The 22,254-nt window shown below is 41.8% G+C and carries 17 protein-coding genes; 12 read left to right on the top strand and 5 right to left on the bottom strand.

The annotated features are described in order from the left end of the window. Positions 1 to 19 precede the first annotated feature (19 nt). Positions 20 to 2,053 carry a glutamine--tRNA ligase/YqeY domain fusion protein gene (locus tag LDX50_RS12085; RefSeq protein WP_225698706.1) on the top strand — a complete coding sequence of 678 codons (2,034 nt, stop codon included), beginning with the start codon at positions 20 to 22 and terminating at the stop codon, positions 2,051 to 2,053. Between the two features lie 122 nt (positions 2,054 to 2,175). Here the strand turns inward: LDX50_RS12085 and LDX50_RS12080 are convergent, their stop codons facing one another. Continuing rightward, a complete protein-coding gene (locus tag LDX50_RS12080; RefSeq protein ID WP_225698705.1) occupies positions 2,176 to 2,340 on the bottom strand; it encodes a hypothetical protein in 165 nt (54 codons plus the stop codon). Positions 2,341 to 2,743: 403 nt separating this feature from the next. Here LDX50_RS12080 and LDX50_RS12075 point away from each other — a divergent pair, with 403 nt between their 5' ends. The 3 genes from LDX50_RS12075 (at position 2,744) to LDX50_RS12065 (ending at position 5,824) form a co-directional block, all read left to right on the top strand. Beyond that, entirely contained in the window at positions 2,744 to 3,568 is an 825-nt protein-coding gene (locus tag LDX50_RS12075; RefSeq protein ID WP_225698704.1) for an AraC family transcriptional regulator, read from the top strand. A 16-nt stretch (positions 3,569 to 3,584) separates the two neighbouring features. Next, positions 3,585 to 4,673 (top strand): serine hydrolase domain-containing protein, encoded by a 1,089-nt coding sequence (locus LDX50_RS12070; RefSeq protein WP_225698703.1) that lies wholly within the window; start codon positions 3,585 to 3,587, stop codon positions 4,671 to 4,673. Between the two features lie 242 nt (positions 4,674 to 4,915). Further along, the gene (locus tag LDX50_RS12065) at positions 4,916 to 5,824 is read left to right on the top strand and encodes an amidohydrolase family protein (protein WP_225698702.1); all 909 of its coding nucleotides are present in this window, start codon (positions 4,916 to 4,918) and stop codon (positions 5,822 to 5,824) included. Between the two features lie 35 nt (positions 5,825 to 5,859). On the opposite strand, the gene LDX50_RS12060 is transcribed toward LDX50_RS12065, so the two are convergent. Next, positions 5,860 to 6,489 carry a hypothetical protein gene (locus tag LDX50_RS12060; protein WP_225698701.1) on the bottom strand — a complete coding sequence of 210 codons (630 nt, stop codon included), beginning with the start codon at positions 6,487 to 6,489 and terminating at the stop codon, positions 5,860 to 5,862. A 49-nt stretch (positions 6,490 to 6,538) separates the two neighbouring features. Here LDX50_RS12060 and LDX50_RS12055 point away from each other — a divergent pair, with 49 nt between their 5' ends. Both LDX50_RS12055 and LDX50_RS12050 read left to right on the top strand, forming a co-directional pair. Then, a complete protein-coding gene (locus LDX50_RS12055) occupies positions 6,539 to 6,928 on the top strand; it encodes a hypothetical protein (protein ID WP_225698700.1) in 390 nt (129 codons plus the stop codon). Continuing rightward, positions 6,910 to 7,359, top strand: a complete 450-nt coding sequence (locus tag LDX50_RS12050; protein WP_225698699.1) for a hypothetical protein — start codon at positions 6,910 to 6,912, stop codon at positions 7,357 to 7,359. The genes LDX50_RS12055 and LDX50_RS12050 overlap by 19 nt, the downstream gene beginning before the upstream one ends. Before the next feature lie 36 nt (positions 7,360 to 7,395). On the opposite strand, the gene LDX50_RS12045 is transcribed toward LDX50_RS12050, so the two are convergent. Continuing rightward, on the bottom strand, positions 7,396 to 7,668 hold the full coding sequence (locus LDX50_RS12045; RefSeq protein ID WP_225698698.1) for a hypothetical protein: 273 nt from the start codon (positions 7,666 to 7,668) through the stop codon (positions 7,396 to 7,398). Positions 7,669 to 7,936: 268 nt separating this feature from the next. Between LDX50_RS12045 and LDX50_RS12040 the strand changes: the two genes are divergently transcribed. The 4 genes from LDX50_RS12040 to LDX50_RS12025 are packed head-to-tail and all read left to right on the top strand — an operon-like array spanning position 7,937 to position 15,612. Beyond that, the gene (locus LDX50_RS12040) at positions 7,937 to 9,442 is read left to right on the top strand and encodes an ATP-binding protein (protein WP_225698697.1); all 1,506 of its coding nucleotides are present in this window, start codon (positions 7,937 to 7,939) and stop codon (positions 9,440 to 9,442) included. Further along, entirely contained in the window at positions 9,435 to 12,332 is a 2,898-nt protein-coding gene (locus LDX50_RS12035; RefSeq protein ID WP_225698696.1) for a Z1 domain-containing protein, read from the top strand. Before LDX50_RS12040 ends, LDX50_RS12035 begins: the two co-directional genes overlap by 8 nt. A 3-nt stretch (positions 12,333 to 12,335) precedes the next feature. After that, positions 12,336 to 13,220: a PD-(D/E)XK motif protein gene (locus tag LDX50_RS12030; protein WP_225698695.1), complete on the top strand. Its 885-nt coding sequence runs from the start codon at positions 12,336 to 12,338 to the stop codon at positions 13,218 to 13,220. Then, positions 13,204 to 15,612, top strand: coding sequence for an AIPR family protein (locus tag LDX50_RS12025; RefSeq protein ID WP_225698694.1), 2,409 nt, complete (start codon positions 13,204 to 13,206; stop codon positions 15,610 to 15,612). The genes LDX50_RS12030 and LDX50_RS12025 overlap by 17 nt, the downstream gene beginning before the upstream one ends. Positions 15,613 to 15,755: 143 nt before the next feature. On the opposite strand, the gene LDX50_RS12020 is transcribed toward LDX50_RS12025, so the two are convergent. After that, positions 15,756 to 17,324 (bottom strand): DNA cytosine methyltransferase, encoded by a 1,569-nt coding sequence (locus tag LDX50_RS12020; protein ID WP_225698693.1) that lies wholly within the window; start codon positions 17,322 to 17,324, stop codon positions 15,756 to 15,758. Continuing rightward, positions 17,325 to 17,741: a very short patch repair endonuclease gene (locus LDX50_RS12015; RefSeq protein ID WP_225698692.1), complete on the bottom strand. Its 417-nt coding sequence runs from the start codon at positions 17,739 to 17,741 to the stop codon at positions 17,325 to 17,327. Positions 17,742 to 18,069: 328 nt separating this feature from the next. On the opposite strand from LDX50_RS12015, the gene LDX50_RS12010 reads away from it, so the two are divergent. Together LDX50_RS12010 and LDX50_RS12005 are read left to right on the top strand one after the other, a co-directional pair. Continuing rightward, on the top strand, positions 18,070 to 19,005 hold the full coding sequence (locus LDX50_RS12010) for an HNH endonuclease (RefSeq protein ID WP_225698691.1): 936 nt from the start codon (positions 18,070 to 18,072) through the stop codon (positions 19,003 to 19,005). A gap of 355 nt (positions 19,006 to 19,360) precedes the next feature. Further along, a complete protein-coding gene (locus tag LDX50_RS12005) occupies positions 19,361 to 21,724 on the top strand; it encodes an ABC transporter permease (protein WP_225698690.1) in 2,364 nt (787 codons plus the stop codon). Positions 21,725 to 22,254: the final 530 nt, after the last annotated feature.

The following is a 22,254-nucleotide window of genomic DNA, read 5'->3' as shown; positions in this document are numbered from 1 at the left end:
TGCCTTAATCAATTAGCCCATGTCTGACGAGTCTCTAAATTTTATCGAACAAATTATTGAAGATGACCTGGCCGCCGGTTTATCGCCTGATAAGCTGCGGTTTCGCTTCCCGCCGGAGCCCAATGGCTATCTCCATATCGGGCATGCGGCGTCGATCTGCCTTAACTTCGGACTGGGCCTGAAATACAATGCTCCCGTAAACCTGCGGTTCGATGATACCAACCCCACCAAGGAAGAACAGGAATATGTGGATGCCATCAAACGCGACATCGAATGGCTCGGCTTCAAGTGGGCCAGTGAATGCTACTCATCGGATTACTTCCAGCAGCTGTACGACTGGGCGGTGGAACTTATCAAGCAGGGCAAAGCCTATGTAGACGGACAATCGACAGACCTCATTGCCGAACAGAAAGGAACACCCACAACGCCAGGTACGGCCAGTCCGCACCGTGATCAAAGTGTGGAGGAGAACCTCGACCTGTTCGAGCGCATGAAGAATGGAGAATTTGCTGCGGGCACCTACGTGCTTCGGGCGAAGATTGATATGGCTTCACCCAATATGCATATGCGTGATCCCCTGCTGTACCGGATCATCAACAAGGCGCACCACCGCACCGGGAATGAATGGTGTATCTACCCGATGTATGACTGGGCGCACGGACAATCAGATTTCATCGAACAGGTTTCTCACTCGCTTTGTACGCTCGAATTCAAGTCACACCGCGAACTGTATGACTGGTTCCTGGATCAGATCACAGATAAAAATGACTTCAGACCCAAACAGCGGGAATTCGCCAGAAGAAACCTGAGCTATACGGTTATGAGCAAGCGCAAGCTGCTCCAGCTGGTGCAATCAGGAACCGTGGCAGGCTGGGATGATCCGCGCATGCCTACGATCTCAGGGTTGAGGCGAAGGGGATATACGCCTGAATCCATCCGGAAGTTCAGTGAACTGTCGGGCATCTCTAAACGGGACAGTGTGACGGAAGTATCGCTGCTGGAATTCTGTATCCGGGAGGATCTGAATAAAACAGCCACGCGCGTGATGGGTGTGCTGGATCCTGTGAAGGTGGTGATCACCAATTATCCGGCCGATAAGGTGGAAATGCTTCCCATGGAGAATAATCCGGAAGACCCGGATTCAGGGGAGCATGATGTTCCATTCTCACGTGAATTGTACATTGAGCGGGAAGATTTCCAGGAAGAGGCCGACAACAAGTTTTTCCGACTGACGCTCGGGAAAGAAGTGCGTCTGAAGAGCGCATACATCATCAAGGGCGAATCGGTGGTGAAGGACGATGCCGGAAATATTGTTGAGATTCACTGTACCTGTGACCTGGATTCACGTTCGGGCAGCGGTACGGAAGCCAGCACCCGGAAGGTGAAGGGAACGTTGCACTGGGTATCCATTCAGCATGCGGTGAAAGCCGAGGTGCGGGAGTATGACCGTCTGTTCCTTGACGAGGCGCCGGACGCACACAGTGATAAGAATTTTATGGATCTGATCAATCCGAATTCATTGAATATAATTAAAGAGGCCTATCTGGAGCCTTTCCTGAAGGATGCGAAGGCCGATGACAAATTCCAGTTTCAGCGGGTAGGGTACTTTACCCTCGATAAAGATTCAACTTCCGATCATTTGATTTTCAACAAGACGGTAGGTTTGCGGGATTCATGGGCGAAGCAGAATACACAGCAGCCTCAGCAGCAGGCTGCCAAACCACAGGCACAAGCCGGACAGGGTCAGCGCAAGCCGATCGACGAGATCAAGTCGATCAGCAAGAAGTACACGAATTTGTCGGGCGCAAAGCTGGACTCCGCCCGGGCGAATATCCTCAAGCTCGCGGAATCGATCTCCTACGAAGACCTGGAGCCGCTGTTCAACACTTCGGCCAAAAAGGTGGGCACACGCATTGGTGTGATGCTCAGTTTGGGGGTGCTGTTGAAGAAAGGTCAGCCGCGTAATGCTGAAATTGATGCCTTCATTCAGGAGGGGTTGAGTGATGGGAATGAGTTGCTTTCAGCAGAAGCGGAAATAGTCAGTAGTCAGTAGTCAGGGCCAAACGCCTCCCTTCGGGATAGTCAGTAGTGATTATGGAGCACTTTGTTCAGCCTGCCTGCCGGCAGGCAGATCACTTCGTTCGGTGGATCGTTTCACTCAGTGGATCACTTTGTTCAGCCTGCCTCCCGGCAGGCAGGCTTGCCTGCCGGAGCGATAGCACAGGCAGGTGTGTTGATGTAGTTTTCAGTTGATCTTCCTTCACCGTCATCCCGGCGGAACTCCGTGGAATCACGGAGTCGGGCCGGGATCTCTTTTTGATTTGCATGCATCTGAAACATGGAGCGTACCTTTCCCGAAGGCCTGCCTGCCGGTAGGCAGGGACCCCTTCGGGGCGGCACGCAATACTTAAATAATACGATTATTTACAAATGTAGCGGACCGTTGGCACGCGAATTTACATCCTGCCTGTGATCAGGCTGAACACCCCCCTCAAGGGGGGAAGTATTGGTCACGACTCCCGTATGGTCCTCAGACATTACAACCCACGCTAATGCTACGGCAGGCAAAGCGGGGAATCGGGCGGACCTGCCTTCGTAAATGCTAGTAGGATGGTATCTCCATCCCATGGGGAGGGGAAGGGTCCGACAAAGGCGGACGAATGGGTGAGGAGGCAAAGCTAATTCGCCGTCATTTTCCCGGGTAATCGACGGAAATAATTCATGAAAACCGTATATTCATGTTATGTCCGTACAAGTTAATTTGCCATCCCATCCCTTTCTCCGGACGATGCTCAATCATATCACATTCTGGGATACGGATGCCGGGGAAAATCCGGATGTATGGATGCGGCTTTTTCCCAATTGCACGACGAATCTGTCTATTAACCTTCACGAGGAAGTGCTTTCAATGGAGTACGGGACGATGGGCAATAATATGTCGACCTCCTGTATCCGGCCGGTATCCTTCAATACCGGCAGGCGGATACGGATGATGATTGTTCAGTTCAAACCCTTTGCCTTTTATCTTTTTACCGGTGTTCCGATGAAGAATCTTGTAAATGCCTTCCCTGATCACGGGACGTTTTTTTCCGCTAGCATGCTGGAGCAGGTTTATGATCAGCTTTATACAGCCAGGTCGAATCACGACCGCCAGATGATCATCGAAAAATTCCTGTTGGAAGAATGGCGGATCAGGTATGGCGATGACCGAATGATCCGATTGGTCCACATGATCACTGATCAGCCGGATCTTTCTATGGACGATCTTTCCGATTCCGCCAACCTTGGCCACCGGCGCCTGCGGGATCTGTTCATTCAGCATATCGGAATTGCCCCCAAGTATTTCAGTAAGTTGCGGCGTTTCAATTGTGCAATAAACGAGGTCATCAGCCGTAAAGATGATTCCCTTACCGCGATCGCGGTGGACCTTGGCTACTATGACCAGGCACATTTTATCAGGGATTTCCGTGAATTTGGTGGGATCTCACCTGGCAAATTCAGAAAACTGCAAGCAAAGACTGCCGATTTTTACAATTTCAACGCGGCGGATCCTGCTATATTGGTCTGAAAAGAATCAAAAAATCATGATAAAGTCGATACACATAATGATCATTCTGATTATGATCGGCGTTTCTTCCCTATTCACACAGGCACAATCCACCGATCCCGCGCTGCAGCAATTGATCAACCGGCTGTATGCAGAGGGAAAACTCCATGGAGGTATCCTGATGGCGGAAGGGGAGCAGATACTGCTATCCCAGGCATGGGGTGTTGCAGACCGGGAAAAGGGCCTCGTGCTTACCGAAGATCAGCAGTTTTATATCAACAGTCTTAATAAAATGTTTACCTCCGTGCTGATCATGCAAATGGTCGAAGAAGGTATTCTTGCGCTTGATGATCCGCTGTCGGAGCACTATCCTGAATTCAAACACCCACGTGCCGATGACATAACCATTCACCATATGCTATCGCACAGAACAGGTTTACCGGATTATGTCTGGTATCAGATCAGAGGCCAGCTTCCGTGGGATTTGCAGGAGGCCGCGCTGCTGGAGGCCGTTGCAGGTATGGATCTCGAGTTCGAACCGGGTACAATGTTTCATTATTCCAACTCGGGCTATCTCCTGCTGCGGCTGATCATTGAAAAGTACCGGACGACAACCTATGGAAATGCGCTGACTGAATGGATTCTGGAACCGTTAAGAATGACGCATACCAGCGGTAATGCAAAAGAACACTATGCCAATATGCCCGTGTATTACAGTCAGGACGGAAGTGCCGGTAAGGTATATGAATCAGACTTCCGGGGGGAAGAGGTAATCAGCACCCAACGGGATCTGTACCGATTTATGCTGGCGCTTGGTTCAGAAAAGCTTCTCCGTAAGGAAACCTGGGAGTTGATGTTCACACCCCATTCTTTCCCTTCAGAGGTGCCGGAAGGGGCTTGGCCGCCCCCTCATCAGAATCCTTACGGATATGGATTTTCAATCATGGAGCTGCCTTCAAATAATGGAAAAACGACCAGGGCAGTCGCCCATGGCGGCGCCGGTATGGGATCAAATTTCGCCGTCAGATACCTGGAGAGTAAGGATATACTAATCATATGGAATTCTATATACAAGGACCCTATTTTGCCGGAGATATTTGAGCATATAGCAGCGAATAGGGAATAAGGATAGGGAGTAGGGAATAGGGAATAGGGAGTAGAGAATGGATAGAATGGAATAGGGAATAGGGAATAGGGAATAAGGGCTCTATTCCAAGCGTCATGCCGAACTTGTCCCAATGGGATCCCTTCGGGGTTTCGGGATCCCCTGCGAGCTATGATGAGATCACAGACCGAGCTTCATTGCACACAGGGAATAGGTATTAATAGAGTATTATGAAATACAATTTTCAATTCAATCGAGCAAAAATGAAACAAATTAAAGCACTATTTGTGGGCATTCTGATGCTCTTTATGCATTCTGCGTTTTCACAGGGAAATGAAGAATACAACGGTCCGATCATCGATATGCATTTGCATGCCTTTGGGGAGAATAGCGGTTTTGAGACTATGCTTGGTCAGCCCATGCCAAACCCGCTAACAGGTAAAGTCTACAATGCCCCGGCGACGTTGGATGAGGTCAAAGCCCAAACTTTGAAGAAAATGAAGGAACATAATATTGTGCGGGCCATGTTATCCGGTGCCAGGAACTGGCCGGATGCTGACCCCGCGGTATTCTGGAAGGGGCAGGGGCACAGTTCACCGGTTGCAGAATTGAGGCAGATGCATTCGGCCGGAGAACTCGATGTGATCGGGGAAGTAGCACCGAATTACGCAGGGATGACTCCGACCGCTCCTGTACTCGCGCAATACTATGATGTGGCGGAAGAACTGAACGTGCCGATGGCGTATCACCTGTTTCCGGGCGGACCTCCCGGCGGTGCCTACATGATGTACCCAGAGACACGGGCTGCGCACGGAAAGCCTTTGGTCATGGAGGATATCCTGCTGAGCCATCGCAATATGCGGATATACATCATGCATGCCGGGTGGCCCTACCTCGAGGACATGAAAGCGCTGATGTATGCGCATCCACAGGTCTATGTGGATACAGGTGTTATCGCCTGGATTCTTCCGAGGGCTGAGTTCCATAAATTCATCAAAGGATTGGTCGATGCAGGTTTTGGCAAGCGTATCATGTTCGGTTCAGATCAGATGGTCTGGGCAGAAACTATCACTGATTCCATAGATGCGATCAATTCCATGGACTTCCTGACGGTCGAACAAAAAGCGGATATCTTCTACAATAACGCCCTCAGATTTATGAACGCTAAATAACCGGTTGTTTCTTCCACGACGGCAGATTGACAAGTTTACCTATTTATATTGCTTGAGGTTTGTAGAATTATCTCTCCTGCAATCTCATAATACTCGCCTGGGGGATCGAGTGAGGGAGGTAAAGTAGGACCAAGGCCTGTATTATTCATGACCCAAATACACGGAGAATCCGGAATTTCGAATTGTTTGCCGTGTTTTTCCCTGATGGCATTATAGCTGCGCGCATGTTGATAAATAACATTCTCAAGCGATCGGATGGGCTGGTCGGAACTGAGGTAGAACCAGGTGACGAATTCGTCCGCGGCATCCGGTAATTCAGGGTCCTTACCGAAGTTCAGTACATATTTCTCCAGCAAGGGATTCAGATCTGTCACTCCCCTTCCTTCATGAATAATGGACCCGTTATATCCGATATATAATTGCAGGATCTGTCGCTCGGGAAAACAGAATTCAGACAAATCAAGGAATGTAAAATATTCATCCGAATGATTCGAAAATACTCCATTATCGAAATCAAAACCTGTATTCAATCTGATATTCTCACGAAGGTTTAAATCTGAAAATACCTGTACCGTATCGAGGTCGACATAATCGGGTGGGTAGGTTCGGTTGCAGGAAACAATGACCATTAAGAACAGGGCGGGCAAGTTTGGAATTAAGCGCATATTCTTAGTTTTGATACATCAGCATAATTGAATTAAAAAAAAGAGACACATGCCAATTCAATTTCAATACGAGTCAACCGCCTATTTCGGGCATGATTTCAAGGTGGTCATTAAGGATAACACGCTTTCATACGGATTGCGGGAAAGGGCATCCGGATCACATGAAGGTCTACGGATGGTGACACTTGATGTAGATCAGAAGAAAATTGTGACCTTCCTCGATTCGCTGGTTAGGCTGAAGGAAAGCGATAAGGAAATCATGGGTCACGGCTATGACGGTATGAGTTATACCCTGAAATGCAACACCTATAAGATCAAAAAGAAAATCGAAGGGTACATGGAGATGGAGCCAGAAGTTAAAAAGTGTGTCAATCGAATGATGAGGCTTCATCCTGATCTGAAGAAACCAACGGAGAAACCATGGGAAGACAATGTTTGAGTTATTTCATGTTATTTTGTTTGGTGGCATGTACAGAAGGTATCAGCACCGACGGACAATTCTACCGGACAATCGTTGAAATTGAGGAACCTGTAAATATTTATCCGGCGCGTATGCGGCACCTGGAGCGAATTGATTCTTCAAGAATCTGTGTTTTTCTTGAAAAAGATTTTGACTGGGATGAGGTTGCACTCTATATCAACTCGTCTACAATTCCATTATTCAAGAAAGTGGAAACCGATGAATCACTGGATCTTGCATCTTATTTTGAACTGGGTAATATCAGTGAGATCGATCATCTCCGTTTACAGGTGAATGGCGGTCCGCTCCTGACGTTGCCTGTTGATGGTCAACATCCTTTATGGGCTGTCAGATTTTCGCCGGATACACTAAAAGAGATCAGGCTTGCAGCACCGCCGATTTATGAGTGAGCATATCTCTATCATGATTTGGAATTACCAGGGTTTTCACTCCTCATCAAGAAAGATCATATTCAACGACCGCGAATACCGGATTCTCCTGCCAATTCTCAGCTCTTTTTCATCGCCGATGACCGAATAATCAAAATCACGGCATTGAATTTCTTCCGCAATCATTGCGATATCATTAAATGAATACCGATCATTAGCATCATAGTTTGGCAATTGTTCATTGAAAAGGTCGATCAGTTCTTCATTCGACATCTCACGAATTTTGTTTCTTCGGACAGCATAATTCTGATTAAATCCGCATCTCGACATATTCCAATATAATTTGAATGGTATTAATTTTATACTGATTTCCTCCGATAGAGTTGCCCGAATTCATTGGTTTCTTTTGAAAAATTACAAAGGTTCTTTCCGGAAAATCTGGCCTTATTTTATAGATATTTACAGTAAGTACGACTTTGGATTAATTGATCTGTAGTCTTTCATCAGATTTAAATAGAATATAAATCATTAATATAGTTATATAAACTGCATATATTTATGTATACCACGTAGAATCTAATAATTACATGAAATCAGAATGTCTGTACTCAATGACATATCAAATAAATTGTTAGGAGAAGATATTACTCCTGATGCTTTGCCAATGTTGGAATCTAACCGAAGTCTGGGATATAGCGTCGAAGAGGCTATATCGGATCTTATTGATAATTCAATTTCTGCAAAAGCCTCGGAAATCAATATAACGTATAAGTGGAATGATGGAAATCCCATATTCTCAATTGCCGATAATGGTGATGGAATGGATTTAGCTGAACTTATTAATGGTTTCAAACTTGGATCTAAAAATCCATTGGAGGAACGGGATCCTCGGGACCTCGGTAGGTTTGGATTTGGAATGAAAACTGCTTCATTAAGTCAAGCAAGAAAACTCATCGTCGTAACTAAGAAGTTGGATCAAAATACAATTTGTAGGGCATTGGATCTCAATTTTATTGAAGAAGTTGGTGGTAAATGGATTTTGCAAAAGGGACTTGATGCCAATTATCTAGACATTTTTTCAGAGCTGAATTCGAAGGGTACAGGTACGGTTATAATATGGGAAAATTGGGACCGAGCTCCAAAGGAAAAGAATGATTTCATTGCCAATCCCAAGAAGATAATGAATTACCTTTCAGTGTGTTTTCACCGATTCCTTGAAAAAGGAAAGCTAATTATAACATTAAATGAAGAACAAGTAGTTCCTATTTCTCCAATTCCAATCAACGCCAATCTTTATTCTGAAATTCGATTATCCCACAATAAACAAACTATCCAGCGCGCTTTTATACTTCAACATCCTAGATATTGGGATGATAATTATCTTGAATCTCGAATTTTTAATTCATATACTTTATTTGATGGATTTGAATCGCAGCAAGGAATATATATTTATAGATGTGACCGCCTCCTTACGCCAAAAGGTGGGTGGTTAGGATTAATTAGGAATGCCAATGCTGCTAAACTTGCCAGGGTTGTAATCGATTATCCCAATAATGCAGATCATCTTTGGAGCCTTGATATAACGAAAACTAATGCGACGATTCCATATGAGTTTAAAAATGAAATAGAACTATTAATCTATAAAGCAAAAAGTGAATCAATAAAAAAATCAGGAAGGGCTCAGAACAATGATTCTAGAAAAGTGAGGGAATCCTTTGATCATTCATTGATATGGAATCAAGAAATTGATAAAAACCTGAATTCCTATAAGTATAAAGTAGATGTTGATCACCCAATATTCCGAAAGCTTATAGATGATAATAAACTAGACAGTACTACTTTAGAACTTGTTCTGAATTTGGTTTCTGATAATCTCCCCATAGCAAAGATTATTGAAAATAATGAAGTAAATCCTTCTTATCACGATCGGATGATACGTAATGAGAAAATGTCTTCAGAATTATTAATTGCAGCCAGACAACTTTTGGAGTATTTCGCCACGTCAATGTCTAAATCTGAGGCCTTCAGAAAACTTATTAAATGCGAGCCATTTTGTTATTATCAGGATATTATTAAAGAATGTTTAATTGATGAAAATGCTTGAAAACATTGAAATACGAATTGGATTTTTCTATTCGTTGTTATACAGCAATATTGATCATGGTTTTATTAAAGAGGATGAGATTGATGGTCAATGCGAAAAGCTATATTCTATATTATCGGAGGAAGAAAAATCTATTATTGACTCTGATAGTTTTAAATCAAGAATCAAGGATCATTTTAAAAAACAAGAAACCCCTCCCACTGTCAAAGACGATACTATCACATCATGGATTCAGACTGCTTGGAGGAAAAGTCCGCGAATACACTGGCTTAGCTACAAAGACTATCTGGTTTCCCAAGGTAAGTCTTACTTAATTCCAAAAATTGATGTTGAAACAGCGGAGATTCTTAATAGTTGTAAGAATCCTTCAGAAGATGAAGATAAGTATTGGGATCGTAGAGGGCTAGTTTATGGGCACGTACAATCTGGAAAGACTGCGAACTATTTAGGTTTGATCAACAAGGCATTTGACACGGGTTATAGACACATAATTGTATTTACCGGAATGACTGAAGATCTTCGAAGGCAAACCCAGGAACGGATTGATGAAGGTGTAACGGGCAGAAATATGAACAATTTGTCAATAGGTGTTGGTAAATTCAGAAAAAACGGATTTAACATTCGTTCCGCTACAAATATTGATTTAGACTTATCAAGGGGTGCGATCGATCACCTTCAAAACAACCTACTTCATAAGGATAGGTCTATCTGGGTGGTTAAGAAGAATAAAACAGTACTTGAGCATCTGATTAAGTGGTTGGATAGTCAGCGCAATCATCAAGGCACTGAAAAAATTAAAGGAGCACCTTTTCTTATAATCGATGACGAGGCCGATAATGCATCAATTCAATCGCTAAGCAAAAAAGATTTTGAGATCCTTATAGAAGGTCTTGATATTAGAGATCAAGATGAAAAAGAACTTTCTGATGAAGATGAGAGGAAGCTAAATGAGGCTAAGGAAAGGGAAATTAAAGCCATCAACCGATATATAAGGGTCATTCTTTCATTAATTGGACAAAAAACATTTGTTGCCTATACTGCCACCCCTTATTCGGTTATAAATCAAACAAGAGATGATGTTGAACATGAGGTTAACATAGGGAAGAAAAAATATATGATTGAAGAGGATTCAGACTTATTCCCCGAACATTTTATAATCCCTTTAGAACCGGGTAATGGGTATATGGGACTTTTAAGAATGTTTAATCAAGATGAACCAATACCAGTTCTTACCAACATAACGGATAGTGAAGAGTACGCTCGGGATGAAAAATTAGGCGGAATGGAATATTTTTTCCCAAGGAAAAGAGGGTATGACTATAAGTTCGATGAAATCCCAAGAAGTTTGCAAGAAGCAATTTTTCATTTCATTGTAACTATTTATGTTAGGAAATACCGTGGTCAAAATGGGTTCAATTCAATGTTAGTGCATACATCACATTTAACCACTAAAACAGACTATTTGGCTTGGAAAATCGATGAGTTCGTAACACAGATTAGAAACCTAATAATTCAACATGACCCAAAGATGCTAAGTGGCTTCAAGAACGCCTTAAATTCTATTGTTGAGAACTCGAAAAACCCCATTTTAGATAAATACTATGGTACGAGTAGCTATAAAACACCTGAAGATATCAATTACAGTGATGTTTTAAAAATTTTGGATTCTACGGAAAATCCATTTGAGATTGTAAGCTATCATTCGTCTACTCGTAATCCCGATTTAAAGCATCATTATCATGACCTTAGCTATAGATCAAACTCGGATCGGAAAGTTAAAGTCAAAAATTATATCGTTATAGGAGGTAATAGACTTTCGCGGGGGTTGACACTTGAAGGATTAAGTACATCATATTTTGCCCGAAATTCATCTAGACAAGACTCTCTTTATCAAATGGGAAGGTGGTTTGGATACCGAAATGGTTTTGAAGATTGTGTGAGAATATTCATGCCGGGTGATCAAATAGACTGGTATATGGACATCGCAAGACTTGAACAATCATTGAGGAAGGATCTTATGCAAATGAATGAACCTGGTATTGGGAACAGGATATTGCCAAGGGATTGGGTAATCAAGTTGGCGAACAGTAAGTCGATGGCATCTCTTCAAAATAGGATTCATCCCTGTGACCCGCTTAAACTACGACATACTCAAAAAACAAGAATGTCTTTTGGTGGGGCTGTGGAAAGAACATTGGTGTTTCAAAGGGACAACGAAATTCAGAAGGATAACTTTCTCCATGTCAAGAGTTTCATAGATTCACTATATATTAAATCGAAACTTAGCAAAGTTGATGAAGAGATTCAAGGTTATAATTACGGACCGAGTAAATCCAATTTGAATTTTGAAAAAGTTTCTCCTGAAGAAATCATAGAGTTTATAAGGGCTTTCCAATTTCACTCCAAATACGAGAGCACATTCAAGTCTGTTGCAAAATTCATTGAATCAAATGAGTCCAAGTTTAATTCATTTTCTGTTGTTCTGAAACAGTTGGAGAGCAATACTCATAAAATTGATATGTATGAGGATTGGTGTATTGGGGATCACTTAATTCATGCTGTAGGAAGGTCTGATATTAACAAAGGCAAAGAATCTGATGATTATGAAATCGGGGCTATTCTTGACAGTGATAAAGACAATACCTTCGATTTGATAAATTCTGAAAACATAGAATATTATAATCAACTATCTGGATCTGATAGGACCAACTACCGAAACTTAGAAAGGGATAAAAGCAAAAAGGGTCTGCTGATTATTTATTTGGTCAAAGGTAAGATCGTAAATACAGAAGCAATAATCCCTGCAATTCACCTTACAATTCCAAAAATTGATAATGAGGAAAAGGTGACTTACATCGTGAGAAAGAAACGCGAAAAGCAATTAAAATAAGGAATGAAGGATTATCAACTAAATATTATACAAGATAGGTTATCTCCTGATAGAAAGATTTTGGAAGTAAGATTTAACAATAAAGATAACTTACGACGATTGTTTAGTCCAAAATTAAAGTATATCCACTTTTCAAAAATAGATGGAGTTATGTTAGTTGACACTGTTTTGGACTCTTTGACAAAATCTTTCAACAATATTATATATAGTCTTAAGGAAAGAATCGATGAAACTACAAGTGTGGAAGAATTTATTGAACTATTCAACCGCACTTTTAAGGATCTAATTAAACTTGCATCGAAGGACAAGAAAATAAGTATAAATACGGCACGTGGACTTTATGGAGAGATGCTTTTTATTCTTGGGAAACTTGAGAATTGTGGCAAAGAGCAGTTCGAAGAAATACTGCAAGCATGGAGACGGCCAGCTCCATCAATGCATGATTTCGATTTTGGCGATTACTGTTGTGAAATCAAGACTATATCGCGCAAAAGCACATCATTGCGAATTAATTCCGAATATCAACTAGAAGCTCTACCTAATAAAAAATTATATTTGAAGTGTTACAGGTTTGATAATATACCTGAGGGTAAAAAGGATTCTTTAGGTATTATTTTTTTACAAATTCTTGAGCTACTAAAAAGTCCTGATTTAATAGAGATTTTCTACAGTAAATGCGCCAACGATAGAGTAAATTATTTAGGACCTAAATATACACCTCTGGATTATGAATTTACCCTTCTCAATGAATCAACTTACGAGGTTAATCAGGACGAATTCCCGAGAATAAAATTGAAAGACCTTTCACCTGGTTTAAATGATGTTAATTACAACATTGACTTGTCAGTAATGGAAAACTTCAAAATCAGCAATGGCCACACCACTTGAAGTAACTAAGCAGGAATTTTATACTTCTTCCTATAATTTATATAATACCACTGATGATCTGGTTCTTGAAGACTGTCAATTCATCCTATTCACGGAGCTTCTGGATGACTCAGGTATATTCAAAAATCCCAAAGTATGTAGAAAGAGAAACCTGTTGTCAAACTCGTACTGGAGCCTAATTGGGTATTCATATGATAGTTTTATTTTTTCTGATAACGAATCCGGGGAGGAAAATATTGAGGATGAAGATGAGATAACCGATCAAGATATATTATACCAATACACAATTTTTAATGGCTTTTTTTCAGATAAACCTGAAATCGAGAATGCACAAAAGGCAGAAATAGATAAGGCATTACGTGAAACTATACGATTTATTGAGAATACATTTTCCGGGGATTACATCAATGACTTTCATGATGCGCGGGATTTACAAGAACACTTATCGGCTTGTAGAAATAATGATAAATTGGATAGAATAGATATTTGTATTGTGACCGATAAGTTAATAAATCAAGAGAACCTTCCGACTTCACATAGAATTTTTGGTACGGATTTAAACTGTAGAATATACTATTGGGATATAAAGAAATGGAATGATTTAAAGAGAAGTAAGGAGCAGCGAATTTCAATAGATATTGACTTCAATGATGAAGAATATAGTCTTTATAAAGTTAAATATGTAAAACAAAATCGGAGTGAAATTTCAACTTTCCTAGCGTATTTTCCTGGCGATTTAATTGCGGATCTTTATGATTATCATAGCACTAGATTGTTGGAAAATAATGTTAGAGTATTTCTATCTGCCAATAGGAAAGCGAACAAATCAATCAGGGAAACCATTGCCAATCAACCTGAATTGTTTTTTTCTTTTAATAACGGATTGTCCGCAACCGCAACGGCTGTTAAATGCAATGATAATTACATTGAAAGTATAGAAGATTTTCAAATTGTTAATGGGGGCCAAACTACCGCAACAATTCATTATGCAAAGAAAAAAGATAAAAGTCCGTTGACATATGTATTTGTTCCTGTTAAAATAACGTCACTAAGAAAAGATGAAAATTACTCAAACATAGTTTCAGAAATAGCTCGTGCCGCGAACACTCAAACCGCAATTAAATCCAGTGATTTTTATGCTAATAATCCTTTACTTATAAGAATCGAACAACTTGCCTTACGAAATCCTATTGAGGATGAAAATCAAAGATTTGTTTATTGTTTCTTCGAAAGGATGTCTGGACAATACAATGTTTCAAAGAACAGCCAAGGTACTAGTCGAAATATAAGGGCGTGGATAAGGAGCCACCCAAAACAATTATTATTCAACAAAATAGATGTCGCTCGATCATTTAATTGTATGCAATTGAAGCCAAATGTTGCTGCGAGTAGCGCTGAAAAGCAATTTGTTGATTTTATGAAGAAAAATGAATATAAGAATTTAAATGTAAATCAGTTCAAAGACTTGTTCGGTTTTGGTCTGCTTTTTAAGAGAACGCGAAAGCTTATTGGAACAAAAAATGGGAATGAGTACCCTTCAATTATTGGAGATTCAAGTGTGGCCATGGCGACCACCATTTATTCAATGAGTTATCTTCAATTCATTTCAGAAGAACAATTTAATTATCATCTCGCTTATGAAAGTAAGGGCCTTATTAATTCTTTGATTCAGCGCGAAAGACTGGATACAGAGTTTGATACGCTTCTCATTTCGATTATAAAGTCTTGTTGGTCAAAATTGGCAGAGTATGGAGGAACTTCGGTACAAGAACAGTCCAAAAGAGCAGAGTGTTGGGAATATGTGAAGAACAATATCCAATTACCTCAAGGGACATTACAATTGATTCAGGATCTAAAATTGTCAGAAGGAGATATTAAGGCAAGAAGTAGAATAGATGAAGATGACGAGCATTTTTATTTTACTAATCTTAATGAGTTATTATTTGATAATGCTAAACTCCTAAAATCACTCTACCAAATATCATTGACACATGCTGAATTTTCTTTTGAAAAAAACATTTTGAAAAACTTCATAAGAAGAATTGAAAATGGAAGTAGTACTTTGACATTCGCCAAAGTAATGGAAATAATGGTTTTTTATGATCAGCTTAATAAAAATGCTGTAGATATAAGTGAATTTCAAAATTCTTCTGGAATGAAGATTCCGTCAATCAGACTAAATTTGATATATGAAAGGCTATTTGAAAATGTGAGCAGAGCGAAGGATAAAATAGATGAACGAACCCTTGCGCTGGTTGAGGATAAAGGCGATGAAGTTTTGAATAAAGAGGCCCGATTAAAAAGTATCATAGAAGAATATTACAGTTGGCCCGGGTTGTCGCTGGAAAAGTTAGCTGAACTAGATTCTCTTATCGATTATTTCCAAATTTAAAATTGATGACTGAATATACGAATGACGAAGTATTAGAGTTCCATTCAATTTAATATTGAACAGAGATAGAAACTGTTTAGGGTGAGACTAATTTACACTTTAATTTTATACTAAAATGTCAGATTTGGTCGTATCTTGATTTTCTATTGATCAAGCATACTAGCAACTATTTTTCCCATCTTATATGCCAAGTGCGGAGGTACTGCATTTCCAACCTGATGAAACTGCTGAGTCCTGCTGCCCCTGAATAAGTAGTTATCAGGAAAAGTCTGAATTCTTGCTGCTTCCCTGACCGTCAATGACCTGCACTGTTTAGGGTCATAATGGATGAAATAATGACCATCCTTTGAAATATGACTGGTTATTGTAGTGGCAGGTTTATTTTTCAACTGAACTCTAAATCGATCAGTGAATTTTCCTGAATTGACGTTTTCGTGATCCGGGACTAATTCTTTTGCATGTTTTGCATAATCTTTTAATCTGGGGAACGTGTCATTTTTTTCAACATAAAGACTTGCAAACAGGTATCGCATTAAATCTTGCGTCAAATGGGCTCTGGATTCATGATTGGCAATCCCTGCTAGTTTCCAAATTTCAAATCCCTGGTGGTTCAAGCTCTTATACCATTCATGTAATGGATGGTTGTCTTCAAGTGAGCTATCACATTTGATAAATTCTCCTCCAATACTCAGCTTACTTGCAGAAATACCTTTACTTAATCCATTTAGAGGCGTGATGTCCCATTTTTTTATTCTTGATAGAAATTGATTTACATAATCTTCCCAGAGTAAATCAGAGTCTTTCAATTGGGTATAAACCCTTTTAGGCTTACCATTATTATTAGAATGAAGATAATCATAGGACACAAATTCTCTATTGAGTCCACTTCTGATAATTGGTAATTTTCCAATTACTGAATCCAGATTAACCTGATCAGTTTTTTCCAGGTATTCACCTTTATGTTCAAGGTCTTTTCTTATTCCAAGAAGTATTACCCTATGCCTTTTTTGGGGAATCCCATATAGTTCTGACTTGATAAGATAATCCGAATCCTTTGTGGCAGGTTTTACAAAAGAATGCAGCTCATATTTACCTCCAACCTGAAGGTCCTTTTTGATCCAGTCAAATACTTTTTCCTCACCAACTTTGGCAGATAATAAACCCTTAACATTTTCCATTACGAACACAGACGGGCTGTGTTTCTTTATTATTCTCAGATATTCTTTATACAGGTAGACCCTGTGATCATCTTTGCGTATACCACCCACTCTTGACCTACCGGCGTTAGAATAGGCCTGACATGGCGGACCACCAATCAATACCCATTTATCAGGTTTTTGACCAATTTGGTTTATTATCAGATTGTCAACTTTACTTGAAGGCCATTTCTTACTTCCAAGTTCAACCAGACAAGCCTCTTCTCTGGCAATCTTGCCTTCAGGGTATTCAGATAAAGCCTGTTCAATTATTTCTTCTCTTTTTTTTAAGTCTTTTTCCTGGTAAGCCTGATAGTATTCGTCTGGTAACGTTTTCCCTTTATTAATGAATTGTCTGTAAAAACTTCTCCAGGTTAGAGTCTTATGCGCACTTTCGTCTTTTTCAATAGAAAGCTTAATTTCAAATACTGGCTTTCCGTGCCCATCTCTAACAGAGGTGAACCCTTCTCCCAGCCCGCCTGGTCCAGCAAATAAATCGATGATTGGTATTGCCATTTAATTCTCCAATGTTTTCGCTAAATCAAATAGAGTGGATGCTTTCCTTACCCCTTTCAACTGACATTCCCATATGGTTATTACTCTCCATCCCAGATCGGTTAGGATTTCCAGGTTTTCGGCATCTTTCATAATTGTTCGTTGAATTTTACTTTCCCACCAGTCTTTTCTTGTCGCAGGAATACTGAAATATTTACATCCCTCGTGACCATGCCAGAAGCATCCATTGACCTGAATGATCGTTCGTAATTTAGGAAAAACCAAATCTGGTTTGCCTGGTAAATCCTTAACATGGAGTCGGTACCGATATCCTTTTTTATGTAGAAATTGGCGTACAATTAACTCCGGCTTTGTATTTTTTGCCTGAATTCTACTCATGTTGAAACTTCTGGTTTCCTTGGTATGTACGTCACTCATTATTGAAGAAATAACCAATTATCAACTAATCAAATATATCAATTTGCTGATCCTTCTTTTAGAATTATCCTGACTTTTTGGGAAGATCTGGGTTAAAATATGAAGTCCATTTAATTAGTTTTATTGTGATTGTATTAAATGTGGAAATAATTACTCGAAGGAAGTAGATCAATTGAATAGTTCTTGAGTACTCTACATGGCGTTAAAATTTTAAAAATGATTTTATCGTCTAAGGATAATCCACATTTGAAATATAAATATTAACTAAAACTAATAAATCTGACTATTTTCGATGATTTGGAGAATTATTTTTCAATAGGATAAAATAATGCAAGAATACGACCTGGTCCGATACTGGAAAAATTGCCTGGACAAAAACAACAACTCCTACAAGTTTGTCTTTGCCCTGGTGCTTTTGGATCATATTCGGACGTCCAAACACCTGATCCTTTCTTATGAAACCATCGCAGATAGCTTCGTAAAATTCTATTGGGATCAAACGGTTGTATTCAAGCTGAATCATGCGGTAAATCCCAGGCAAATGCTGGTTTTCATTCAACTGATCAGAGATATCAATCCGCCTGAAATATTTTATAAAAATGCAAAATCAGTATACAAAAACGAGTTGAACGAAACTCGTGAATATCTTCTGTCCAGAAAGATGCGAACTTTACGCAATCCGATTTCACGGTTTCAATCCGAATACAAAGTCATCGATGATTCGAGCGGTGATAAAACCGGTTCCGGATTCTTGTATCATTGGGATGAGGATAAACGGGAAATTCGATTCAATGAAGAACCATTCCGACTAATTAAGAAAAACCTGTGGCTGTTCAAAGACATTACCGTTTACTACTTTGTCCAATTCCTGGAACGAAATAACAGCATACCTAAAATCCATAAAAAACTCGGATTGGATAATTCCCGGTCAGCCATTAAAACGGAATTACGCCGGATCATCCTTCAGAGCTCAGAAGCATGTTTCTATTGTGAAAATGAACTACGGCAGGAAACACACATTGATCACTTCATTCCCTGGAGCTTCATCCTTGAACATGATAAGTACAACCTTGTTCCAGCCTGTAGTACCTGCAATAATGGTGTCAACGGAAAAATGGCCCTGTTGCCAAAATTTGAATTCATCGAAAAGCTTACCGACCGGAACCTGGAAATATTTGGCGATGAACCATTAACACATAATAAGAATCAACATATAGAACTTCAGTGGCGCACCGACAGGGATGCCGGGTATAGGGTGTGGTGAATTATCTATGGGATCCTGAACATCGCTCACTACATTCGCTCTTTCAGGATGACGATTTAGAAAGACTGGCAGCACTACCAACTGATAACAAAGACGGCCTGGGCCATGTCTGAGGAGGCAACGCCGACGAGTTTTCCCGAAGGGATCCCCATGGGAGGGCCAGGCCTAGATTTTTTGCCTACTTTTTCACTCAGCCTTCGCGTAGCCGCTTCGGCGAAGCACGGTCAATGGAAAAAGTAGGGCCAGCCCGGCGAGGGCATTCGCCCGCCTGGCTGCGTGCGCCGAAATGCAATGAAGGTGTGCAAAGGCAACCTTTTTACCTTATTTCCGTCTATTTTTAAAACTCAAAAAACCTATGCTCCAAAACTACCTCAAGATTGCGGTGCGATCCCTGCTAAAAAATCGTTTTTTCACACTCATCAATCTTCTCGGACTATCACTAAGCATGGGCGCGGCCCTGCTGATTTTCCTCTACACCTCCCACGAACTTACCTACGATACGTTTCATTCCAAGAGCGACCGCGTCTTCCAGGTGAAGGGCAAAATGAACTACGGAGGCATGGAAATGCAGATGTCCGGCATGAGTAGTATGTTCGGACCGCGGGTGACGGAAGAAGATCCCCGTGTGCAGAATTCTGTACGCATGATCAACCCCGGAAAAACAATCATCAAAAATGAGCAGGATGAAGCGTGGTTTGTGGAAAATGCCCATTTCGTCGATCCGTCTTTCAGCGAGGTTTTCGACTTCGAATTTACCAGGGGAAATCCGAAAGAACTTGGTCAGCCTGGCAAGGTATTCCTTACCCCAACCATGGCCAGTCAGTATTTCGGAACGCATGATCCCCTCGGAAAAACACTTTACTACGACCGGAAATATCCGCTTACTGTCGCGGGAATCGTGGCGGAGGCTCTTTCCAATTCATCCATCCGGTATGATATGCTGATTTCTTTTCAGACCCTCGAGACTATTGATGAAATGAAAGGCACCCTCGATAATGAGAATGTGTCACTGGGATCGTTTCTAACCTATCTTGAGCTTGACGAGCCATCCAGTAAGGCACAGGTCGAAGAGTCGATAGAAAAAATTGCGATGGAATCAGCCGACGAAAGCTATGTCCTAGACTCCATGGAGGATGTTTACCTCGGTGGAAATGACGTATTCAGTCCGATGCGGATTTACCTGTTCGCACTGCTGGCCATAGGACTTCTCATCGTCGTTCTGGCCCTAATTAATTATATCAATCTCGCCATTGCACGTTCAACGGCACGTTCGAAGGAAGTCGGAATACGTAAGGTGAATGGGGCATCAAAGCGCTCCCTTGTGTTCCAGTTTTTCCTGGATTCATTCCTGATCATCAGTATTGCATTTACGCTTTCGCTGATACTGCTGATGTATGTTCGTCCGTACATGATTTCTTTCCTGGATAAACCGCTGGATATCGAATACCTGCAGACGCCAATATTCGTCGGCATCGTTGCCGCGATTTTCATCGGAAGTGTGATACTGGCCGGCAGCTACCCTGCATGGATCATGGCCCGTTTCAATCCTGTGTCGATCATCAAGAGTAACCGCACAGGAGGAGGGAAGAACAGTTTCCTTCAGAAGTCTTTCACGACGTTTCAGTTCATGGTATCGATCGGACTGTTACTGGCGACCCTGGTGATCATCGATCAGCTGAAATTCATGAAAAGTCAGGAGATCGGACTGGATAAAGACCAGGTTTTGGCTATCAACCTGTCGCCGAATAAGCAGCCGGTGGGTTTTGAATATATGAAGAATCAGATCAAGGATATGCCGGGGATTTCGGGCGTTGCCCTCAGCTCGCTCTCTCTTTTCAAAGGGGGATATTCCATTTATTTCACCACGGTACCGGATACGGATGAACAGATCTCCCTCAGCGTGATGAATGTGGATGAGCAGTTTGCCGAACTGATGGGTATTGAATTTGAACATCGGTTCGAGGAAGTTCCGTTGCGCGGAAATCTGCTGGCCAATGAGACGGCGGCGGGAAGGCTGCATATTTCGACGGATTCCCTGAGCAAGGAAATGGCGATCGGACCGTCGGTGGCCAGGATTGCCGGGATCACAAAGGATTTCAATTACAGTTCCCTGAAGAATGAGATCCAGCCGATGGTGATGGAGGTGCATTCAGATACCTCGCGGACGATGATCGAGTACGGCGGATCGCTGTACGTGAAGATTCAGGAGGGTACGGATGTGAAGGAAGCCCTTGCGGGGATCCAGGCAGAGGTTGATAAATTTCAGCCGGATGCGCCCTTCGATTATTACTTCCTGGATGAGGCGTTCAACAATTTATATAAATCCGAAGAGCGGATGGCGACCATGCTGTCGGGCTTTACTTTCCTCGCGATCCTGATCGCTGCTATGGGCTTGCTCGGAATGATCACGTTCACGCTGGAGCGGCGTGTACGGGAGATCGGCATCCGCAAGGTGCTGGGTGCTTCCGGCCGGCGTATCATGCTGATGGTCATGGGCGAGTATTTTGTGATTTTCGTCGTAAGCGCATTGCTGGCTGTACCGGCTGCCTGGTGGGTCATGGAAAACTGGCTTACCAGTTTCACCTACCGGATCGACATTGGCGCATCACAGGCGATTCTTGCGATCACACTGGCCCTGCTGGTAGGCTTTGGCACCATTGGCTTGCGCACGTGGCGTGCTTCCAGGGCGAATCCTGCGGATAGTTTGAGGACGGAGTGAACAATTCATCCTTAACGTCATCACTGTCCGGTCGTAGGTTCCTACCTACGACCAAATCATGGTTTCATTTGAACAAGGAGCGTACCTACGGCACGCGATCATAAAGCGACATGGCTATCTAAACAGAGAGCGTACCTTCGGCACGCCATATACCTGTAACGTCATCCCCGCCTTCGCTATGCTACGGCCGACAGGCCGGACTGTCTCCGGCGCTCTGATAACCAGTAGTTTCCACTCGATTCTGGTCGTAGATTCCTATCTACGACCAAATAAATAAAGCATAAGGTCGTAGGTAGGAACCTACGACCAGATTTAGCATAGACACCCCCCTAGCCCCCCTCAAGGGGGGACGTAGGCATGCCCATCTACTCACCGTCATCCCCGCCTTCGCTTATACCCTTCGCCAAGGCTTCGGCTATCGAAGAAAGCTTTGGCGGACGCGCCGGCGGAACTCACATCCTGGTAGTTGAGTCCTTGAAGGCAGAGATTAGGCGTGCCGTAGGTACGCAATATGGGTAGCAGTAATTTAG

The organism is Fulvivirga sedimenti, assembly GCF_020328055.1.
This window is presented reverse-complemented; position numbering and strand designations above follow the sequence as displayed.

Bases quoted from the DNA above. Each gene is read 5' to 3' on its own strand.
- LDX50_RS12085 (WP_225698706.1), top strand. From the start codon at position 20: ATGTCTGACGAGTCTCTAAATTTTATCGAACAAATTATTGAAGATGAC.
- LDX50_RS12080 (WP_225698705.1), bottom strand. From the start codon at position 2,340: ATGTTTCAGATGCATGCAAATCAAAAAGAGATCCCGGCCCGACTCCGT.
- LDX50_RS12075 (WP_225698704.1), top strand. From the start codon at position 2,744: ATGTCCGTACAAGTTAATTTGCCATCCCATCCCTTTCTCCGGACGATG.
- LDX50_RS12070 (WP_225698703.1), top strand. From the start codon at position 3,585: ATGATAAAGTCGATACACATAATGATCATTCTGATTATGATCGGCGTT.
- LDX50_RS12065 (WP_225698702.1), top strand. From the start codon at position 4,916: ATGAAACAAATTAAAGCACTATTTGTGGGCATTCTGATGCTCTTTATG.
- LDX50_RS12060 (WP_225698701.1), bottom strand. From the start codon at position 6,489: ATGCGCTTAATTCCAAACTTGCCCGCCCTGTTCTTAATGGTCATTGTT.
- LDX50_RS12055 (WP_225698700.1), top strand. From the start codon at position 6,539: ATGCCAATTCAATTTCAATACGAGTCAACCGCCTATTTCGGGCATGAT.
- LDX50_RS12050 (WP_225698699.1), top strand. From the start codon at position 6,910: ATGGGAAGACAATGTTTGAGTTATTTCATGTTATTTTGTTTGGTGGCA.
- LDX50_RS12045 (WP_225698698.1), bottom strand. From the start codon at position 7,668: ATGTCGAGATGCGGATTTAATCAGAATTATGCTGTCCGAAGAAACAAA.
- LDX50_RS12040 (WP_225698697.1), top strand. From the start codon at position 7,937: ATGTCTGTACTCAATGACATATCAAATAAATTGTTAGGAGAAGATATT.
- LDX50_RS12035 (WP_225698696.1), top strand. From the start codon at position 9,435: ATGCTTGAAAACATTGAAATACGAATTGGATTTTTCTATTCGTTGTTA.
- LDX50_RS12030 (WP_225698695.1), top strand. From the start codon at position 12,336: ATGAAGGATTATCAACTAAATATTATACAAGATAGGTTATCTCCTGAT.
- LDX50_RS12025 (WP_225698694.1), top strand. From the start codon at position 13,204: ATGGCCACACCACTTGAAGTAACTAAGCAGGAATTTTATACTTCTTCC.
- LDX50_RS12020 (WP_225698693.1), bottom strand. From the start codon at position 17,324: ATGGCAATACCAATCATCGATTTATTTGCTGGACCAGGCGGGCTGGGA.
- LDX50_RS12015 (WP_225698692.1), bottom strand. From the start codon at position 17,741: ATGAGTGACGTACATACCAAGGAAACCAGAAGTTTCAACATGAGTAGA.
- LDX50_RS12010 (WP_225698691.1), top strand. From the start codon at position 18,070: ATGCAAGAATACGACCTGGTCCGATACTGGAAAAATTGCCTGGACAAA.
- LDX50_RS12005 (WP_225698690.1), top strand. From the start codon at position 19,361: ATGCTCCAAAACTACCTCAAGATTGCGGTGCGATCCCTGCTAAAAAAT.